We start from the raw sequence: 14,888 nt of genomic DNA, 5'->3' as shown, positions 1-14,888 counted from the left end.
CTTCAGGCCGACTGGTCGGAGCCGAGCAGCGCGCGGGAGATCGCGGCGGCGGCGATGCGCAGTTCGGCGATCGCCGCGTCCGCATCGTCGCGGTCGCGCGGTTTGAGGAAGGGCATCGCCAGTGCCGCCTCCACCGCATCGCCGCGGCGAATCGGCGCGGCGAGGTCGCGCACCCCCTCGGTATAGCGGCTGGGCTGGTCGGCATAGCCCTGCGCGACGATCGCGTCGGCTAGCTCGGCCAGCCGGGCGCGCTCGGCCGCGTCGGGTGCGGGATCGAACAACGCCGCCCATTCGGCGCGCCGCGCGGGCGGCTGAAAGGCGTAGAGGCACAGCCCCGAGGTGCTACGGTGGAGCGGCCGGCGATAGCCGACCCGGACGGAGAAGCCGAGCTGCTCGGGCGATTCGACGCGCGCGAGCACGACCATGTCGCCGCCGATCGCGATGGCGAGATGGCACGACTGGCGCACCCGCTCGGCCAGGTCGCGCATGATCGGCAACGCGGTTTCGGTGAGGTCGCGGACGGGCGCGCGCGCGATGCCGACCTCGAACAGGCGTGGGCTGAGCACATAGCCGCCGCGCCCCTGGGTGATGTAGCCGCGCCGTTCGAGCACCTGAATGATGCGGAAAAGCTCGCCCGTCGACCGGCCGAGCCGCTGGACGATCGCCGTCGCGGTCAGCGGCTCGCGAATGCCCGACAGCGCCTCGAGCACGTCGAGCCCCTTTTCCAGTGCGGGCGCCCGATACAGGTCGCGCCCCTTCCCCTCATCCGCTTCCGCCGTCACTGTCCGCATCCTCCCGCGCTGTCTCGCCGTGCCTCCGAATACGCACACAGCGACGGTCCGCGTCCAGCCATAGCGTCACGTCGGCACGGGCGGGCAGATCGCGCAGCAGCCGGCGCGTGATCCGCTCGTAATGCGCCACGAAGCGGTCGATCTCGCCGCGGCTCATCACTGCCGCAGCCCCCGGAAGCGCACGGGCGAGCGCCGCTTCCTGCTGCCAGCGCCAGTCGGCGACGGTTTCGAACGACGGTGCGGCGAGGAAGATCAGCAGGTCGATTTCGCCGAACAGCGCGGCATAGGGACCGGCGAGCGACGCCTCCACCCGCGCACGCCAGCGGCCATCGGGGTCCTCGTCCCGCTCCAGCGAATTGATCGGCGCGTCCGCCGGTGCCGGCTCCGCGCCGAGGCACCAGCCCTCGAACAGCAGCAGCTTCGCGCCGGCGGGCACCGGCTCAGCCCCGTCCGCGCGGTCGTCGGTCGCCTTGTCGAACCGCGGCAGCGACAGCGCCTGGCCCCGGCGAAAGCCTGCGATCAGGTCGAGGCCGAGCGCGACGTCGTGCGTCCCCGGCACCCCGCGCGTGGCGAAGAGCGGATGCACTTCTGCCGCCAATCGCCGCCGCTCGGCGCGGCAGAGATAGAGGTCGTCGATCGACAGCACCGGCGCATCTTCGAACCGCGCCGAAAGCGCCGCGGCCAGCGTCGACTTGCCGCTGCCCTGCGCCCCGCAAATCCCGACGACGAGCGGGCGCCCCTCGGCAGCGGCCAGCACATCGGCGACGAGCGGTGTCAGGATCGCTTCAGGCGACACGGTCGGGCGACTCGCGGCCGTCGAAAAAGGCGTCGAGATTGTCCGCCGCCTGCATTCCCATCGCGGTACGCGCCTCGACCGTGGCGCTGCCCAGATGCGGGAGCAGCACCGCGCGCTCGCTGGTGATCAGGCCGGGATGCACCGCCGGTTCGTGCTCGTACACGTCTAGGCCGTCCGCCCCTCGGCCAGCGCGGCGGCGAGCGCCGCCTCGTCCACCACCGATCCGCGCGCAGTGTTGATGAGGATCGCGTGCACCGGCATCGCCGCCAGCAGCGCCGCGTCGACGAGGTGATGCGTCGCAGCCCCGCCGGGCACGTGCAGCGAGAGGACGTCGGACGACGCCGCCAGCGCCGCGAGCGAGGGCGCGCGGGTCGCCGCAACCTCGCGCTCGACCTCCGGCGCGACGGGCGAGCGGCTATGATAGCGGATGTGCATCCCCATCGCCCGCGCGCGCCGTGCCGTCGCCTGCGCGATCCGGCCAAAGCCCACCAGCCCCAGCGTCCTGCCGCCCAGCGTTGCGCCCATTAGGTGCGTCGGCCGCCAGCCCGTCCAGCGACCGGCGCGAAGCTCGCGCTCACCCTCGCCCGCGCGGCGCAGTGTCATCAGCATCAGCGTGAGCGCGAGTTCGGCCGTCGCCTCCGTCAGTGCGCCCGGCGTGTTGGTGACGACGATGCCCGCGTCGCGCGCGGCGGTCAGGTCGACATGATCCACCCCCGCGCCGAAATTGGCGACGATGCGCGCACGGCGGGGTGATGCCTCCAGCAGCGCGGCGTCGATCCGGTCGGTGATCGTCGGCAGGATCGCGTCATGATCCGCCATCGCCGCCGCCAGCGCCGGGGGATCGGCCGCATCCTCGCCCAGTTGGAACGTTGCCTCGTACCGCTCGGCCAACCGCGCCCCGACCGCTTCGGGCAGGCGGCGAGTGACGAACAGCCGTGGCCGGCTCATGCCGCGAGGCAGGCGGGGCCCGCGGGGCCGCTTGCCTTGTAGGTCAGGACGAACTCCTGATGGCCGAGCGCCTCTGAACAGGTCTGCGCGCCCGCGGCCACCGCCTCGATCAGCGCGACGATCTCCTGCGCGATGCCGTCGATCGTCGCCTCGCCGACCAGGATGCGGCCGGCGTCGACGTCCATGTCGCCCTTCATGCGGGCGTAGGTTTCGGGATTGGCGCAGATCTTGATCACCGGCGCGATCGCCGATCCGACGACCGATCCCCGGCCGGTGGTGAACAGCGTGACGTGCGCGCCGCACGCCATCAGTTCGCCGATTTCGGCATTGTCGACGATGTTGGGGAAGCCGAACTTCGGGTCGCCCGGCGGCACCACGTCGAGGAGGTAGAGACCCGGTCCCCGCGGCATCTCGGCCGGCAGGATCACGCCGTCGATCGGCCGGCTGCCCGACTTGGCATAGGCGCCCGCCGATTTCTCCTCCTGGCTCGACAGCCCGCCCTCGGCATTGCCGGGTGCGAAGCTGCCATAGCCCATCGCGCGATAGTATCGTTCGGCATGCTCGACCGAGGCGATCAGCGCATCGGCGACGGCGGGGGTGGCAGCGCGCTCGGCCATGTGCCCCTCGCACCCGACCATCTCGCCCGTCTCCTCGAAGATGCAGGTCGCGCCGGCATCGACCAGCGCATCGAAGACGCGGCCGACCGCGGGGTTCGCGGTGATGCCGCTCGTCCCGTCGGACCCGCCGCAGATCGTGCCGACGACCAGTTCGGACAGCGCCATCGGCACCCGCCGCACCCCAGCATCCGCCGCATCGCGCACGCGGCGGACCGCCTCGACGCCCGCGGCGATCGACGGGCGCGTGCCGCCCGCCTGCTGGATCACCACCGTCTCGACCGGACGCCCGGCGGCGGCGGCGTTGGCGGCCAGTGCCTCCCGGTTGAAGCTCTCGCACCCCAGCGACACCAGCACGACGCCGCCGACATTGGGATGCGTCGTCAGCGCCTTCATCATCGAAAGCGCATAGTCGTTGGGGTAGCAGCCGGGAAAGCCGATCAGCTGGACGCGCGGATCGCCTGCTGCCTCGACGATCCGGCGCGCGACGTGATGCGCGCACTCGACAAGGTACACGACGACGATCGCGTCGCGAATGCCCTTGCGGCCATCGGCGCGGAGATATCCCTGGATCATGCGCTCTCTCCCACCGCGTCGCGCAAGTGCGCGGCGATATAGTCGCTCTTCATATTGTGCATGTGCACCCAGCCGCCCGCCTGCACGGGCGCGGTCATGGAGCCGATCGGCATCCCGTATTTGACGACCTTGTCGCCCGGCGACAGCGCCATGAGCGCGATCTTGTGGCCCAGCGCCACCCGCTCGGCGATGATGAGCGTGCGGCCGGCAAGCTCGATCGTCTCCCCTGCTTCGACCGTCCGGCAACAGACCGCGACGTTGTCCGCAGGGGACAGGACGATAGCGGCAACGGTCATGCGAGCTCTCCGGGCAGCGGCGCCTCGGCGCGGACGAGGCCGCTGGCGCGCAGGTCGGACCAGAAGCCGGCCGGGATCGGATGCGCCGCCAACGCCGCCGTCGCCTCGACCCGCGCGGCGCTGCCCATGCCGGGAATGACGCTCGCCACCGCCGGGTGCGCGAGGACGAAGGCGAGCGCGGCGGCGGGGAGCGGAATGCCGTGCGTGTCGGCGATCGCCTCGATTCGGGCGGTGCGTTCGACCACCTCGGCGGACGGCGCGGCATAATCGTAGTGGAGCGGCCGGCCCGATCGCACGCCTGTCGCGAGGATGCCGCTGTTATAGGGCCCGCCGATCACCACCGCGGTCCGCGCGGCGATGCAGGCGGGGAAGAACGCGTCGAGCGCCTGCTGGTCAAGCAGCGAATAGCGCCCGGCGAGCAGGATCACGTCGAGTTCGGCGACCCGCATCGCATCGAGGCACACCTCGACCTCGTTGACGCCGAGGCCGAAGCCGCGGATCACCCCCTCGTGGCGCAGCCGCTCCAGCGCGCGAAAGCCGCCGCCGTCGGTCAGCTGCGCCCAGTAATGCGCGGCCGCATCGCCATGCGTCAGCCCGCCGATATCGTGGACGAAGAGGATATCGACCTTCGCCAGGCCCAGGCGGTGCAGGCTCGCCTCATGGCTGCGCAGGATGCCGTCATGCGTGTAATCGTACACCGCGCGGAACGGCATGGCCGAGCGGAAGCCATCGCGCTCGCGGTCGTCGGTCACGCTGTCGTCGGGGACCATCAGCCGCCCGACCTTGGTCGAGACGACGACATCGCCCGCCCCGCGCAGCGCGTCGCCCAGCCGCCGTTCGCTAAGGCCGCGGCCGTAATGCGGGGCGGTGTCGAAATAGCGGATCCCCGCCGCCAGCGCCGCCGCCACCGCGCCATGCGCCGCCGCGTCGTCGACGGGCTTGTAGAGATTACCGAGCGAGGCCGCGCCGAAGCCCAAAGTCGTGAGGGCAAGGCCCGTCCGCCCCATCGTCCGCGTGTCGATCGTCGTCACAGCTTCAGCCCCAGTCGATAGAAACAATTGGCGGTGCCGCCCCAGATCGCGCGCTGCGCCGCCGCCGGCAGCGGATCGAGCAGCGCACGATAGGCGGTAAGCGTCGCGTCCATCGACGCGAACAGGCGGTCGGTGGGAAAATTGGTGGCGATCATCACGCGGTCGGGGCCGAAGACATCGATCACTTCCGCGACGATATCGGCAAAGGCGGCGGGGTCGAAGGGGCTGGCGATGAAGCCCGCGCCCGACAGCTTGACCGCGACATGCGGCATCGCGGCGAGCGCGCGCATCCCCACGCGCCACGTCGCCAGCCCCTCGGCCGGCCGCGGCAGCCCGAGGTGATTGATCGCAAGCGGCGTGCCCGGATGCCGCTCGGCCAGCGCGGCGAGCCCGGCGAGTTGCGGCGGGTGGCCGTGGAAGTCGAAGCTCAGTCCATGATCGCCGAGCCGCGCATAGCCCCGCTGCCACGCCGCATCGCGCGTCAGGTCGTCGGGATAGGCCGAGCCGCCGGGATCGGCCGGATGCCAGTTGATAAGGTGGCGGATGCCGCGCACCAGCGGCCGCGCCGCCTGCCAAGCGAGGCGTGCATCGACCTCCGCATCATGCAGTTCGACGCGCGCCACGATCGCGGTCGGCAGGCCGCGGCGTATCGCCTCGCCCTCCAGCCACAGCGTCTCCGCCTCGCCGTCCTCGGGATGCGCGCCGGCATCGACATGCACCGCGGCGACGGGGCGCCAGCCCGCCGCCTCCGCGCAATAGTCGGGCACGCCATAACCGCCCGCGATCGCCGCCGTCTCCGCCGCTTCGAGCCAGGGGTAGCGTAGCTGCCCCCGGTCCCACAGGTGCAGGTGCGCATCGACGAAGGCGTGCGGTGCGCTCACCGATCCGCCGCGACGAAGCGCTGGCGCTGGCGACCGAGCTTCTCGATCCCGAGCTCGACGACGTCGCCGGCCTTGAGATAGCGCGGTTCGGGCTTCTGCCCCAGGCCGACGCCCGGCGGCGTCCCCGTCGTGATGACGTCGCCGGGCAGCAGCGTCATGAACCCCGAGCAATAGGCGACGATCGCCGCGACGCCGAAGATCATCGTCCGGCTGTTGCCCGTCTGCATCCGCTCGCCGTTCACGTCGAGCCACATGTCGAGCGCCTGCGGGTCGCCCACCTCGTCGGGCGTGACGAGCCAGGGGCCGATGGGGCCGAAGGTCGGAAACCCCTTGCCATTGTCCCAGGTCATGCCGCGCTCGAGCTGCCAGTGCCGCTCCGACACGTCGTGCACGACGCAATAGCCGGCGACATGATGGAGCGCGTCCGCCTCGGCCACGTTCGACGCGGCCGTGCCGATGACGACGCCCAGTTCGACTTCCCAGTCGGTCTTGGTCGAGCCCGCGGGGATGACGACGTCATCGTCCGGCCCCTGGATGCAGCTGACCCATTTGTTGAAGACGACGGGCTCGTCGGGGACCGGCAGGTTCGATTCGGCGGCGTGGTCGGCGAAATTGGTGCCGATCGCCACGAACTGCCGCGTGCCGGTGACGCACGGGCCATAGCGGACCTCGCCCTCGATCAGCGGCAGCCCGGCGGGGTCGATTGCCGCCAGCCGCGCCAGCCCCTCGCGCGACAATGCCGCGGGGCCGAGATCGTCGACATGACCGGACAGGTCGCGCAGGCCCCCGTCGGCGTCCACCAGCGCGGGCCGCTCCTGACCCGGTGCGCCGATACGGCAAAGCTTCATTTCGTGTTTCCTTCAGGCGATGCGCCGACCTGTTCGGCCAGCGCGAAGATGCGGGTCATCGGCGCCCATTTCTCGTCCCCCGCGCTCGACAGGCGGCGCTGGAAGCGGTCCATCGCCGCCTGCCAGTGCGCGTCGACCGCGGCGAGTTCGGGGGCGATCGGGCGGGGGTAGTCGGCCTCCACCTCCGCGATCATGAACAGGCGATCGGCGGTGCGCCAGATCTCCATGTCGAGGACGCCCGAGGCGCGAATGCCGGCGATCACCTGCGGCCAGACAGCGCCGGGGGCATGCGCCGCCTCATACGCGGCGACGAGGTCAGCGTCGGCGACGAGGTCGAGCGCGAAGCAGCGGCGATGCGTCATGCCATCGTCCACCCGCCGTCGATCGCGTGCAGCCCGCCGGTCGTGTACGCGCTCTCGTCCGACGCAAGGTAGAGCGCGAGCGCGGCGACTTCTTCCGGTCGGCCGATCCGCCCCATCGGCTGGCGCGCGATGAACGCGGCGCGTGCCGCATCCGCATCGCCCGTCGCCGCCAGCCGCGCGTCGAGCGACGGCGACTGGACGGTGCCCGGACAGATCGCGTTGCAGCGGATGCCCTGGGCCACATAATCGACCGCGATCGAGCGGGTGAGCCCCGCCACCGCCGCCTTCGACGCGCAATAGGCATATCGGTTGGCGACGCCGATCATCGCCCCCGCAACCGAGGCCATGTTGACGATCGACCCGCCGCCGCGCGCGATCATCGCGGGCAGGAACGCCGCGATCATCCGCGTGGTCGAACGGACGTTGAGATCGAACGACAGGTCGAACCCGGCCTCGCCGGTTTCGAGCAACGCCCCCGCATCGACATAACCGGCGCAGTTGAACAGGATGTCGACCGGGCCGATGTCCGCGGCGAGCGCCGCGATCGCCGTCCCGTCGAGCAGATCTATGACACGCGTCTGGCAGCCCGACAGCGTCGCCAGCGCCGCCGCGTTGAGGTCGACGGCGATCACCGACGCCCCCTCGCGCACGAACAGTTCGGCGGTCGCACGGCCGATCCCCTGCCCCGCGGCGGTGACGAGCGCCCGCTTTCCCGCCAGTCGCCCGCGCCGCTCGTCCGCCATCGCACTGTCTCCCGCACCTCTCACATACGCAGCATATTTCACATGTGAGACAATCCAGCAAGGTGCGGTCGGTCACGCAAAGGCCGCGGGAACGCTCGGTCCCCGCGGCCCCTGAGTGCCGGGATGGCTTAGCGGCGTGTCGCCCCGGGCGTGGGGGCGGGTGCCGGGGCGGGCGGCGGCGGCGGCGCTCCTTCGGGACCGGCCGCCGGCGCACCGGCGACGCCCGGCGGCGGGGGCGGAGGCGGCGGGGGCGCACCCGGACCGGCGGGGCCGGCGGGGGCGGGGCCGCAACCGGGCGGCGGCGGCGGGGGACCGGCACGGCCGGGACCGCGATGCGGACCCACGCCGCCCGGTTCGGGTCCGCGCGGGCCGACCGTGGCGACCTGTCCGCCGGCATCGACGATATAGCTTGCGCGCAGCTGCCCTTCGTCGAAATGGCCCTGTACCGTAACCGGCTGGCCCACGCCCACCGCACCGCGACCCTCACGCCCCGCGGCGACCATCGCCCGGCCGCTCGTATCCTGGACGACGAAACGGTCGCCATAGACCTCCGCCACGCGGCCCTTCACCGTCACCACGCCGCTTGTCGCCGACAGGCGCGCGATCGGGGTGGCGACGGTCGGCGCCATCTCGACGCTCGGCCGCGTCGCCTGCACCGCGCCGGCGCCGCCGGCCGCGCCGACGCCCAGCAGCACCGCCGCGCCGATACCGAGCGCGGTCCGGCTGTTCTTCCACTTCGAGAAATCGACCATCGATCTGCTCCTTTGCTTGTCGATGGCGAGTCTCTACGCCCCCGCCGCCCCCGCCCCGCTGAACCCGGCGGTTCAGTTTGGGTTTAGGCAGGGGAGGTAGCCGACACGCATGCGCATCCTGTTGATCGAGGACGACCCTGACCTCGGCCCTGCCATCGCCCGGGCGCTGAGGGCCGAGCAATGCGCGGTCGACCTGTTCGCGAACGGGATCGACGGCGGCCATGCCGGCGCGACCGAGGCCTATGACGCCGCGGTCCTCGACCTCGGCCTGCCCGCGGTCGACGGCGTCACCGTGCTGCGCGAGTGGCGGGCGGCGGGCCGCGACCTGCCCGTCCTGATCCTGACCGCGCGAGAGGCGTGGTCGGACAAGGTGGCGGGGTTCAAGGCGGGCGCCGACGACTATCTGGTCAAGCCGTTTCGCATCGAGGAACTGCTCATGCGCCTGCGCGCGCTGGTCCGCCGCGCGGCGGGGCACGCGGCATCGCGGCTCGACTGCGGGCCGCTGGCGTTCGAGGTGCAGACGGGCCAGTTCGAGCTCGACGGCCTGCCGCTCCGGCTGACCGCGCTCGAATGGCGGGTGCTGTCGGCGCTGATGCTCCGCCGCGAAGCGGTTATCGAGCGGCTCGACCTGCTCGAGAAAGTCTATGAGGGCGACGCCGACACGGATTCGAACAGCCTGGAGGTGATCGTCGGCCGCCTGCGCAAGAAGATCGGCGCGCATCTGATCGAGACGGTGCGCGGGCGTGGCTATCGCCTGACCGCGGGGGGCGCATGAGGCTCGTCCCGCGCTCGCTGTTCGGGCGGCTGTTCGCCTCGTCGCTGCTGGCGACGCTCGCCGCGCTCGTGCTGGCGGGGGTGGCGATCGGCGGGGTGATGCAGCGATTCGTGACGGCAGGGATCGACGGCCGGCTGTCGGACCGGGTCGCTGCCCTGCAAAGCGCGGTGCGCGCCGACGGAACGCTCGACCGGGCGCAACTGGAGCAGGTGAGTGCCCGGATCGAGGGCGACGCGCCGTGGCGGATCGACCTGCCCGGCGGCGCGACCATCGGCACCGCCGCGCTTCGGATCGAGGTCGAGCGTCCCCGCCCGCCATTTCCCCCCGGTCCCCTCGACCGCCCGCGCGGCGGCGAGCCGTTCGAGGGCTGGCGCGGCGACGAGCGTGTGCATGGCCTGAGCGCCGTGGTGGACACCGATGCCGGCCCGGTGCGCGTGAGCGCCGCGGTGCCGCGCCGCGAGATCGACCGCCCGGTGCTCGCCGCGCTCGCGCCGCTCGCCGCCTCGCTCGCGATCCTGGGGCTTGCGCTCGGCGGCGCGGCGCTGGTGCAGCTTCGACTCGGCCTGCGCCCGTTGCGCGACCTTCAGGCCGCGGTCGAGGCGATCCGACGCGGCGAGCGCGCGCCGGTGCCAGAGCGGCTTCCCGACGAGCTTGCGCCGCTGGCGCAGGAGCTCGATGCGCTGGCGACCGAGACCGCCTCGGCGCTCGCGGGCGCGCGGCAGTCGGCGGCGAACCTCGCGCATGCGCTCAAGACGCCAGTGGCGACGCTGGCGCTGCACCTGCGCGACGATCCCGCCGCGACCGCGCAGCTTGCGCGGATCGACGCGGTGTTGCGCCACCATCTCGGCCGCGCGCGGGCGGCGGCGGCGGATCGGCGGGCAGCGACGCTGCTTGCCCCTGCGCTGACCGACCTAGCCGCCGCGATCGGCGAGATTCACCAGCGCCGGGTGGCGATCACGGTCGACGTGCCGGCGGACCTGACCGCGGCGATCGGCGCGCAGGACCTCGACGAGCTCGCGGGCAACCTGATCGACAACGCTACCCGCCATGCCCGCGGCCAGGTGCACGTCTCGGCGGCGGCGGAGGGCCGGATGATCCGGCTGATCGTCGCCGACGACGGGCCCGGCATCCCCGCCGCCGACCGCGCCCGCGCCGCCGCGCCGGGCAGCCGCCTCGACGAGCGGGGCGACGGCCACGGCTTCGGCATCGGCATCGCGCGCGAGATCGCCGAGCTGCACGGCGGCACGCTCACCCTCGGCGATGCGTCGGCGGGCGGGCTGCTCGCCGCAGTAACGCTCCGGCGCGGTGGCTAGGGTTAGGCGACCGTCACGCCGACATCGACATTGCCGCGCGTCGCATTCGAATAGGGGCAGGTCTGGTGCGCAAGCTCGACCAGCCGCTCGGCATCCGCGCGGTCGAGGCCGGGCAGGTCGACGACGAGGTCGGCAGTGATGCCGAACCCGCCCTCCGACCGCGGGCCGATGCCCACCGTGGCGGTGACGTTGGTCTCGGCGGGCACCTTGAGCTTGAGCTGCTGGCCCGCGACCTTGAGCGCGCCGATGAAGCATGCCGAATAACCCGCGGCGAACAGCTGTTCGGGGTTGGTCCCCTCGCCGCCCGCGCCGCCCAGTTCCTTGGGCGTCGACAGCGACACGTCGAGCGCGCCGTCCGCCGACTTCGCCGTGCCGTCACGCCCGCCGGTCGCGGTCGCCTTGGTGGTGTATTTCACATCGACTGCCATGGGATGCTCCTCGGATTTGGTTGAACTCGTTATCGCGATAACGAATATCGAGAGCCCCGTAAAGCGGAAACGTTATCGCGATATGGGATTTCATGCTAAGCCCCGGAAATGCCAGCCGCCCTCCCCCTCGACGACCAGCTCTGCTTCGCGCTCTATTCGGCGTCGATGGCGGTTTCGCGCGCGTACAAGCCGATGCTCGACGCGCTCGGGCTCACCTATCCGCAATATCTCGTCCTCCATGCGCTGTGGGAAGAGGACGGCCGCACGATTGGCGCGATCGCCGACCGTCTGGCGCTCGAATCGAGCACGATCACGCCGCTGGTGAAGCGGCTGGAGGCGGCAGGGTTTGTGATGCGCGAGCGGAGCGTGGCGGACGAACGCCGCGTCCTCGTTCGCCTGACGCCGAAGGGCCGCGATATGCGCGAGGCATGCGGGTGCCTGGGCGAGGCGCTGGCCGCGCGGGCGGGAATGACGCCCGACCGTCTCGCCGCGCTCAACCGCGACGTGCAGCGGCTGCGCGATGCGCTGGCCAGGCGAGACCAGGGCCTGTAACGGGCAGCGCCATGAAGGCGATGATCTGGCACAATCCGCGCTGCGGCACCTCGCGAAAGACGCTGGCGATCCTCGAGGAGACGCCGGGCGTCGAGGTGAGCGTGATCGAGTATCTCAAGACCCCGCCGACGCGCGAGGAACTGCTGCGCCTCTATGCGCGGGCCGGCATGACCCCGCGGGACGGACTGCGTGCCAAGGAACCGCTGGCGGCGGAGATGGGCCTGCTCAACGCCGACGATGCCACCATCCTCGACGCAATGATGGCGCACCCGATCCTGATCGAGCGGCCGCTGGTCGAGACCGACAAGGGCGTGAAGCTGTGCCGCCCGCAGGACAAGGTGCGCGAGATCCTGTGAGCGAGGTTGCCGGTGAGTTCGGGCGCATGGTCGCCGGCGAACGCTACGACCCGTTCGCGCCCGACATTGCCGCGGCGCTCGCCCGCGCCGGCGAGTGGATGGCGCGCTACAACGCCAGCTATACCCAGCCCAGCGATGTGCGCGAGGCGCTGCTGCGCGAGGGGCTGGGCGCGGTCGGCGCGGGCTGCGTCGTCCGCCCGCCCTTCTTCGTCGATTACGGCGTCAACGTGCGTCTCGGCGAGCGCGTGTTCCTCAATTTCGACTGCGTGATCCTCGACGTGTGTCCCGTCGTCATCGGCGACCGGACGCAGATCGGGCCGAAGGTGCAGATCTATGCCGCTGACCACCCGCGCGACGTGGCCAGCCGCGCGGCGGGGATCGAGTTCGGGCGGCCGGTGACGATCGGCGCGGACGTGTGGATCGGCGGCGGCGCGATCCTGTGCCCCGGCGTCACCGTGGGCGACGGCGCGATCGTCGGCGCGGGGGCGGTCGTCACGCGCGACGTGCCGCCGGGCGCCACCGTCGTCGGCAATCCAGCGCGCATCCGGGGATGACGAAAGGATCGTGCGGCGCTAGAGCGCGCGCATGACCCAGATCACGCCTGAAGTCGTCGCCGAGCACGGCCTGTCCGCGGAAGAATATGCGCGCGTCCTGAAGGCGCTCGGCCGCGAGCCGAACCTCACCGAACTCGGCATCTTCTCGGTCATGTGGTCCGAGCATTGCAGCTATAAATCCAGCCGCATCCACCTGAAGAAACTGCCGACCGAGGCGCCATGGGTCATTTGCGGCCCCGGCGAGAATGCCGGCGTGATCGACATCGGCGACAACCAGGCCGCGATCTTCAAGATGGAGTCGCACAACCACCCGTCCTACATCGAGCCCTATCAGGGCGCGGCGACGGGCGTCGGCGGCATCCTGCGCGACGTGTTCACGATGGGCGCGCGGCCGGTCGCCAACATGAACGCGCTGCGCTTCGGCCGGCCCGATCACCCGAAGATGCGCCACCTGATCGCCGGTGTCGTCCATGGCATCGGCGGCTACGGCAATTGCGTCGGCGTGCCCACCGTCGGCGGCGAGGTCAATTTCCACCCCGCCTATGATGGCAACATCCTCGTCAACGCGATGACGGTGGGCGTCGCGCAGCAGGACAAGATCTTCTATTCCGCCGCCGCGGGCATCGGCAATCCGGTGGTTTATGTAGGGTCCAAGACCGGCCGCGACGGCATCCACGGCGCGACGATGGCCTCGGCCGATTTCGACGAGAAGTCGGACGAGAAACGGCCCACGGTGCAAGTCGGCGACCCCTTCACCGAAAAGCTGCTGATCGAGGCGTGCCTCGAACTCATGGCCTCCGACGCGATCGTCGCGATCCAGGACATGGGCGCCGCGGGCCTGACCAGCTCCAGCGTCGAGATGGCGTCGAAGGGCGGCGTCGGCATCGAACTCGTCATGGACAATGTGCCGCAGCGCGAAACGGGGATGACCCCGTACGAGATGATGCTGTCGGAGAGCCAGGAGCGCATGCTCATGGTGCTGAAGCCCGGCCGCGAGGGCGAGGCCGAGGCGATTTTCCGCAAATGGGAGCTCGACTTCGCGGTCATCGGCACCGTCACCGATACGGGCCGCATGGTGCTGAAGTGGCAGGGCGAGACCGTCGCCGACATCCCCCTCGCCCCGCTCGCCGACGAGGCGCCGCTCTATGACCGCCCGCACGTGCCGACGCCCAAGCCCGCCGAGCTCGAAGATGCGCCGGAAAGCACTGACGTCGCCGCCGACCTCCTCAAGCTGATGGGCACGCCCGACCTCGCCAGCCGGCGCTGGATCTGGGAGCAGTACGACCACATGGTCGGCGCCGACACCGTCCAGCGCCCCGGCGGCGATGCCGCGGTGGTGCGCGTCCACGGCACCGACAAGGCGCTGGCGATCACCACCGACTGCACGCCGCGCTATTGCTTCGCCGATCCCGTGGAAGGGGGGAAACAGGCGGTGGCGGAGGCATGGCGCAACCTGACCGCGGTCGGCGCGACGCCGCTCGCCATCACCAACTGCCTCAACTTTGCCAACCCGCAGCGCCCCGAGATCATGGGCCAGATCGTCGGCTGCCTCGAGGGGATGGGCGATGCCTGCCGCGCGCTCGACTTCCCGATCGTCAGCGGCAACGTGTCGCTCTACAATGAATCGAAGGCGACGGGCGGCGGCTCGGCGATCCTCCCCACCCCCGCGATCGGCGGCGTGGGCCTGATGCAGGACTGGCAGAAGTCGGTCGGCATCGGCTTTCGCCGTACCGGCGACGCGATCATGCTGGTGGGCGAGCGCGCTGGCCATCTCGGCCAGTCGCTGTGGCTGCGCGAGCTGCACGGACGCGAGGACGGCCCGCCGCCGGCCGTCGACCTCAAGGCCGAGCGCCGCACCGGCGACTTCATCCGCGCACAGATCCAGAAGGGCGCGATCCGCGCTTGCCACGACGTGGCGGACGGCGGCCTGGCGGTCGCGGTCGCCGAGATGGCGCTGGCGAGCGGCATCGGCGCGCTGATCGATTCGGTGCAGCCGTTCGGGCTGGCCGAGAGCTTCTTCGGCGAGGATCAGGGGCTCTACGTCGTCACCGTCTGCGACCAGTGCATGGCCGACTTCATGGCCGATGCCGAGCGCGCCGACGTGCCCGCCGACCTGCTCGGCCGCACGATCAAGGACCGGCTGGTGTTCGAGACCGAGGACGGCGACTATGCGGTCACGCTCGACGCGCTGCGGTCGGCGCATGAGGGGTTCTTCCCGAAGCTGATGCAGGGCGAGGTCGCCGCCTGACGCATAACGCCGCTGCACGCGTCC

At 71.3% G+C, this 14,888-nt stretch carries 17 protein-coding genes and 1 pseudogene; 6 read left to right on the top strand and 12 right to left on the bottom strand.

The window, feature by feature from the left end; all coding sequences use genetic code 11:
* Positions 1-2: 2 nt before the first annotated feature.
* From FHR19_RS07290 to FHR19_RS07240, 11 genes and pseudogenes are all read right to left on the bottom strand, one after another.
* The gene (locus tag FHR19_RS07290) at positions 3-782 is read right to left on the bottom strand and encodes an IclR family transcriptional regulator domain-containing protein (protein WP_184026459.1); all 780 of its coding nucleotides are present in this window, start codon (positions 780-782) and stop codon (positions 3-5) included.
* Complete coding sequence (locus tag FHR19_RS07285; RefSeq protein ID WP_184026457.1) at positions 763-1,587, bottom strand: kinase; 825 nt, start codon at positions 1,585-1,587, stop codon at positions 763-765. The genes FHR19_RS07290 and FHR19_RS07285 overlap by 20 nt, the downstream gene beginning before the upstream one ends.
* Positions 1,577-2,535 (bottom strand): annotated as a pseudogene (locus FHR19_RS07280) (NAD(P)-dependent oxidoreductase). The gene FHR19_RS07285 and the pseudogene FHR19_RS07280 overlap by 11 nt, the downstream one beginning before the upstream one ends.
* A complete protein-coding gene (locus FHR19_RS07275) occupies positions 2,532-3,725 on the bottom strand; it encodes a UxaA family hydrolase (RefSeq protein ID WP_184026455.1) in 1,194 nt (397 codons plus the stop codon). Before FHR19_RS07275 ends, FHR19_RS07280 begins: the two are co-directional and overlap by 4 nt.
* Positions 3,722-4,021 (bottom strand): UxaA family hydrolase, encoded by a 300-nt coding sequence (locus FHR19_RS07270; protein WP_184026453.1) that lies wholly within the window; start codon positions 4,019-4,021, stop codon positions 3,722-3,724. The genes FHR19_RS07275 and FHR19_RS07270 overlap by 4 nt, the downstream gene beginning before the upstream one ends.
* On the bottom strand, positions 4,018-5,052 hold the full coding sequence (locus FHR19_RS07265; protein ID WP_343053199.1) for an aldo/keto reductase: 1,035 nt from the start codon (positions 5,050-5,052) through the stop codon (positions 4,018-4,020). Before FHR19_RS07265 ends, FHR19_RS07270 begins: the two co-directional genes overlap by 4 nt.
* The gene (locus tag FHR19_RS07260) at positions 5,049-5,933 is read right to left on the bottom strand and encodes an amidohydrolase family protein (protein WP_184026451.1); all 885 of its coding nucleotides are present in this window, start codon (positions 5,931-5,933) and stop codon (positions 5,049-5,051) included. Before FHR19_RS07260 ends, FHR19_RS07265 begins: the two co-directional genes overlap by 4 nt.
* On the bottom strand, positions 5,930-6,781 hold the full coding sequence (locus FHR19_RS07255; RefSeq protein WP_184026449.1) for a fumarylacetoacetate hydrolase family protein: 852 nt from the start codon (positions 6,779-6,781) through the stop codon (positions 5,930-5,932). The genes FHR19_RS07260 and FHR19_RS07255 overlap by 4 nt, the downstream gene beginning before the upstream one ends.
* Positions 6,778-7,143 carry an L-rhamnose mutarotase gene (locus tag FHR19_RS07250; protein WP_184026447.1) on the bottom strand — a complete coding sequence of 122 codons (366 nt, stop codon included), beginning with the start codon at positions 7,141-7,143 and terminating at the stop codon, positions 6,778-6,780. Before FHR19_RS07250 ends, FHR19_RS07255 begins: the two co-directional genes overlap by 4 nt.
* Positions 7,140-7,886, bottom strand: coding sequence for an SDR family oxidoreductase (locus FHR19_RS07245; RefSeq protein WP_184026445.1), 747 nt, complete (start codon positions 7,884-7,886; stop codon positions 7,140-7,142). The genes FHR19_RS07250 and FHR19_RS07245 overlap by 4 nt, the downstream gene beginning before the upstream one ends.
* A gap of 128 nt (positions 7,887-8,014) precedes the next feature.
* The gene (locus FHR19_RS07240) at positions 8,015-8,638 is read right to left on the bottom strand and encodes a hypothetical protein (protein WP_184026443.1); all 624 of its coding nucleotides are present in this window, start codon (positions 8,636-8,638) and stop codon (positions 8,015-8,017) included.
* A gap of 109 nt (positions 8,639-8,747) precedes the next feature.
* Between FHR19_RS07240 and FHR19_RS07235 the strand changes: the two genes are divergently transcribed.
* Together FHR19_RS07235 and FHR19_RS07230 are read left to right on the top strand one after the other, a co-directional pair.
* Positions 8,748-9,413 (top strand): response regulator, encoded by a 666-nt coding sequence (locus FHR19_RS07235; RefSeq protein ID WP_184026441.1) that lies wholly within the window; start codon positions 8,748-8,750, stop codon positions 9,411-9,413.
* Positions 9,410-10,726 carry a sensor histidine kinase gene (locus FHR19_RS07230; protein ID WP_184026439.1) on the top strand — a complete coding sequence of 439 codons (1,317 nt, stop codon included), beginning with the start codon at positions 9,410-9,412 and terminating at the stop codon, positions 10,724-10,726. Before FHR19_RS07235 ends, FHR19_RS07230 begins: the two co-directional genes overlap by 4 nt.
* 2 nt (positions 10,727-10,728) lie before the next feature.
* Here the strand turns inward: FHR19_RS07230 and FHR19_RS07225 are convergent, their stop codons facing one another.
* Positions 10,729-11,154, bottom strand: a complete 426-nt coding sequence (locus tag FHR19_RS07225) for an organic hydroperoxide resistance protein (protein ID WP_184026436.1) — start codon at positions 11,152-11,154, stop codon at positions 10,729-10,731.
* 108 nt (positions 11,155-11,262) lie between these two features.
* Here FHR19_RS07225 and FHR19_RS07220 point away from each other — a divergent pair, with 108 nt between their 5' ends.
* Genes FHR19_RS07220 through purL form a run of 4 tightly spaced genes read left to right on the top strand, consistent with a single transcriptional unit; the run spans position 11,263 to position 14,864 of the window.
* Entirely contained in the window at positions 11,263-11,706 is a 444-nt protein-coding gene (locus tag FHR19_RS07220; RefSeq protein WP_184026434.1) for a MarR family winged helix-turn-helix transcriptional regulator, read from the top strand.
* Between the two features lie 11 nt (positions 11,707-11,717).
* Entirely contained in the window at positions 11,718-12,062 is a 345-nt protein-coding gene (gene arsC, locus FHR19_RS07215) for an arsenate reductase (glutaredoxin) (RefSeq protein ID WP_184026432.1), read from the top strand.
* Positions 12,059-12,616, top strand: a complete 558-nt coding sequence (locus tag FHR19_RS07210; RefSeq protein WP_343053198.1) for a sugar O-acetyltransferase — start codon at positions 12,059-12,061, stop codon at positions 12,614-12,616. Before arsC ends, FHR19_RS07210 begins: the two co-directional genes overlap by 4 nt.
* A gap of 31 nt (positions 12,617-12,647) precedes the next feature.
* Positions 12,648-14,864 (top strand): phosphoribosylformylglycinamidine synthase subunit PurL, encoded by a 2,217-nt coding sequence (purL, locus tag FHR19_RS07205; protein WP_184026430.1) that lies wholly within the window; start codon positions 12,648-12,650, stop codon positions 14,862-14,864.
* Positions 14,865-14,888 lie beyond the last annotated feature (24 nt).

The sequence above is a fragment of the Sphingomonas yantingensis genome (genome assembly GCF_014199325.1).
Taxonomy (GTDB): Bacteria; Pseudomonadota; Alphaproteobacteria; order Sphingomonadales; family Sphingomonadaceae; genus Sphingomonas; species Sphingomonas yantingensis.
Note: the sequence above shows the minus strand (reverse complement) of the source record. Positions and strands in the feature narration are given on the sequence as shown.

Excerpts from the sequence above, each read along its gene's own strand:
- FHR19_RS07275 (WP_184026455.1), bottom strand. The coding sequence starts at position 3,725 with ATGATCCAGGGATATCTCCGCGCCGATGGCCGCAAGGGCATTCGCGAC.
- FHR19_RS07270 (WP_184026453.1), bottom strand. The coding sequence starts at position 4,021 with ATGACCGTTGCCGCTATCGTCCTGTCCCCTGCGGACAACGTCGCGGTC.
- FHR19_RS07255 (WP_184026449.1), bottom strand. The coding sequence starts at position 6,781 with ATGAAGCTTTGCCGTATCGGCGCACCGGGTCAGGAGCGGCCCGCGCTG.
- FHR19_RS07250 (WP_184026447.1), bottom strand. The coding sequence starts at position 7,143 with ATGACGCATCGCCGCTGCTTCGCGCTCGACCTCGTCGCCGACGCTGAC.
- FHR19_RS07245 (WP_184026445.1), bottom strand. The coding sequence starts at position 7,886 with ATGGCGGACGAGCGGCGCGGGCGACTGGCGGGAAAGCGGGCGCTCGTC.
- FHR19_RS07240 (WP_184026443.1), bottom strand. The coding sequence starts at position 8,638 with ATGGTCGATTTCTCGAAGTGGAAGAACAGCCGGACCGCGCTCGGTATC.
- FHR19_RS07235 (WP_184026441.1), top strand. The coding sequence starts at position 8,748 with ATGCGCATCCTGTTGATCGAGGACGACCCTGACCTCGGCCCTGCCATC.
- FHR19_RS07230 (WP_184026439.1), top strand. The coding sequence starts at position 9,410 with ATGAGGCTCGTCCCGCGCTCGCTGTTCGGGCGGCTGTTCGCCTCGTCG.
- FHR19_RS07225 (WP_184026436.1), bottom strand. The coding sequence starts at position 11,154 with ATGGCAGTCGATGTGAAATACACCACCAAGGCGACCGCGACCGGCGGG.
- FHR19_RS07220 (WP_184026434.1), top strand. The coding sequence starts at position 11,263 with ATGCCAGCCGCCCTCCCCCTCGACGACCAGCTCTGCTTCGCGCTCTAT.
- arsC (WP_184026432.1), top strand. The coding sequence starts at position 11,718 with ATGAAGGCGATGATCTGGCACAATCCGCGCTGCGGCACCTCGCGAAAG.
- purL (WP_184026430.1), top strand. The coding sequence starts at position 12,648 with ATGACCCAGATCACGCCTGAAGTCGTCGCCGAGCACGGCCTGTCCGCG.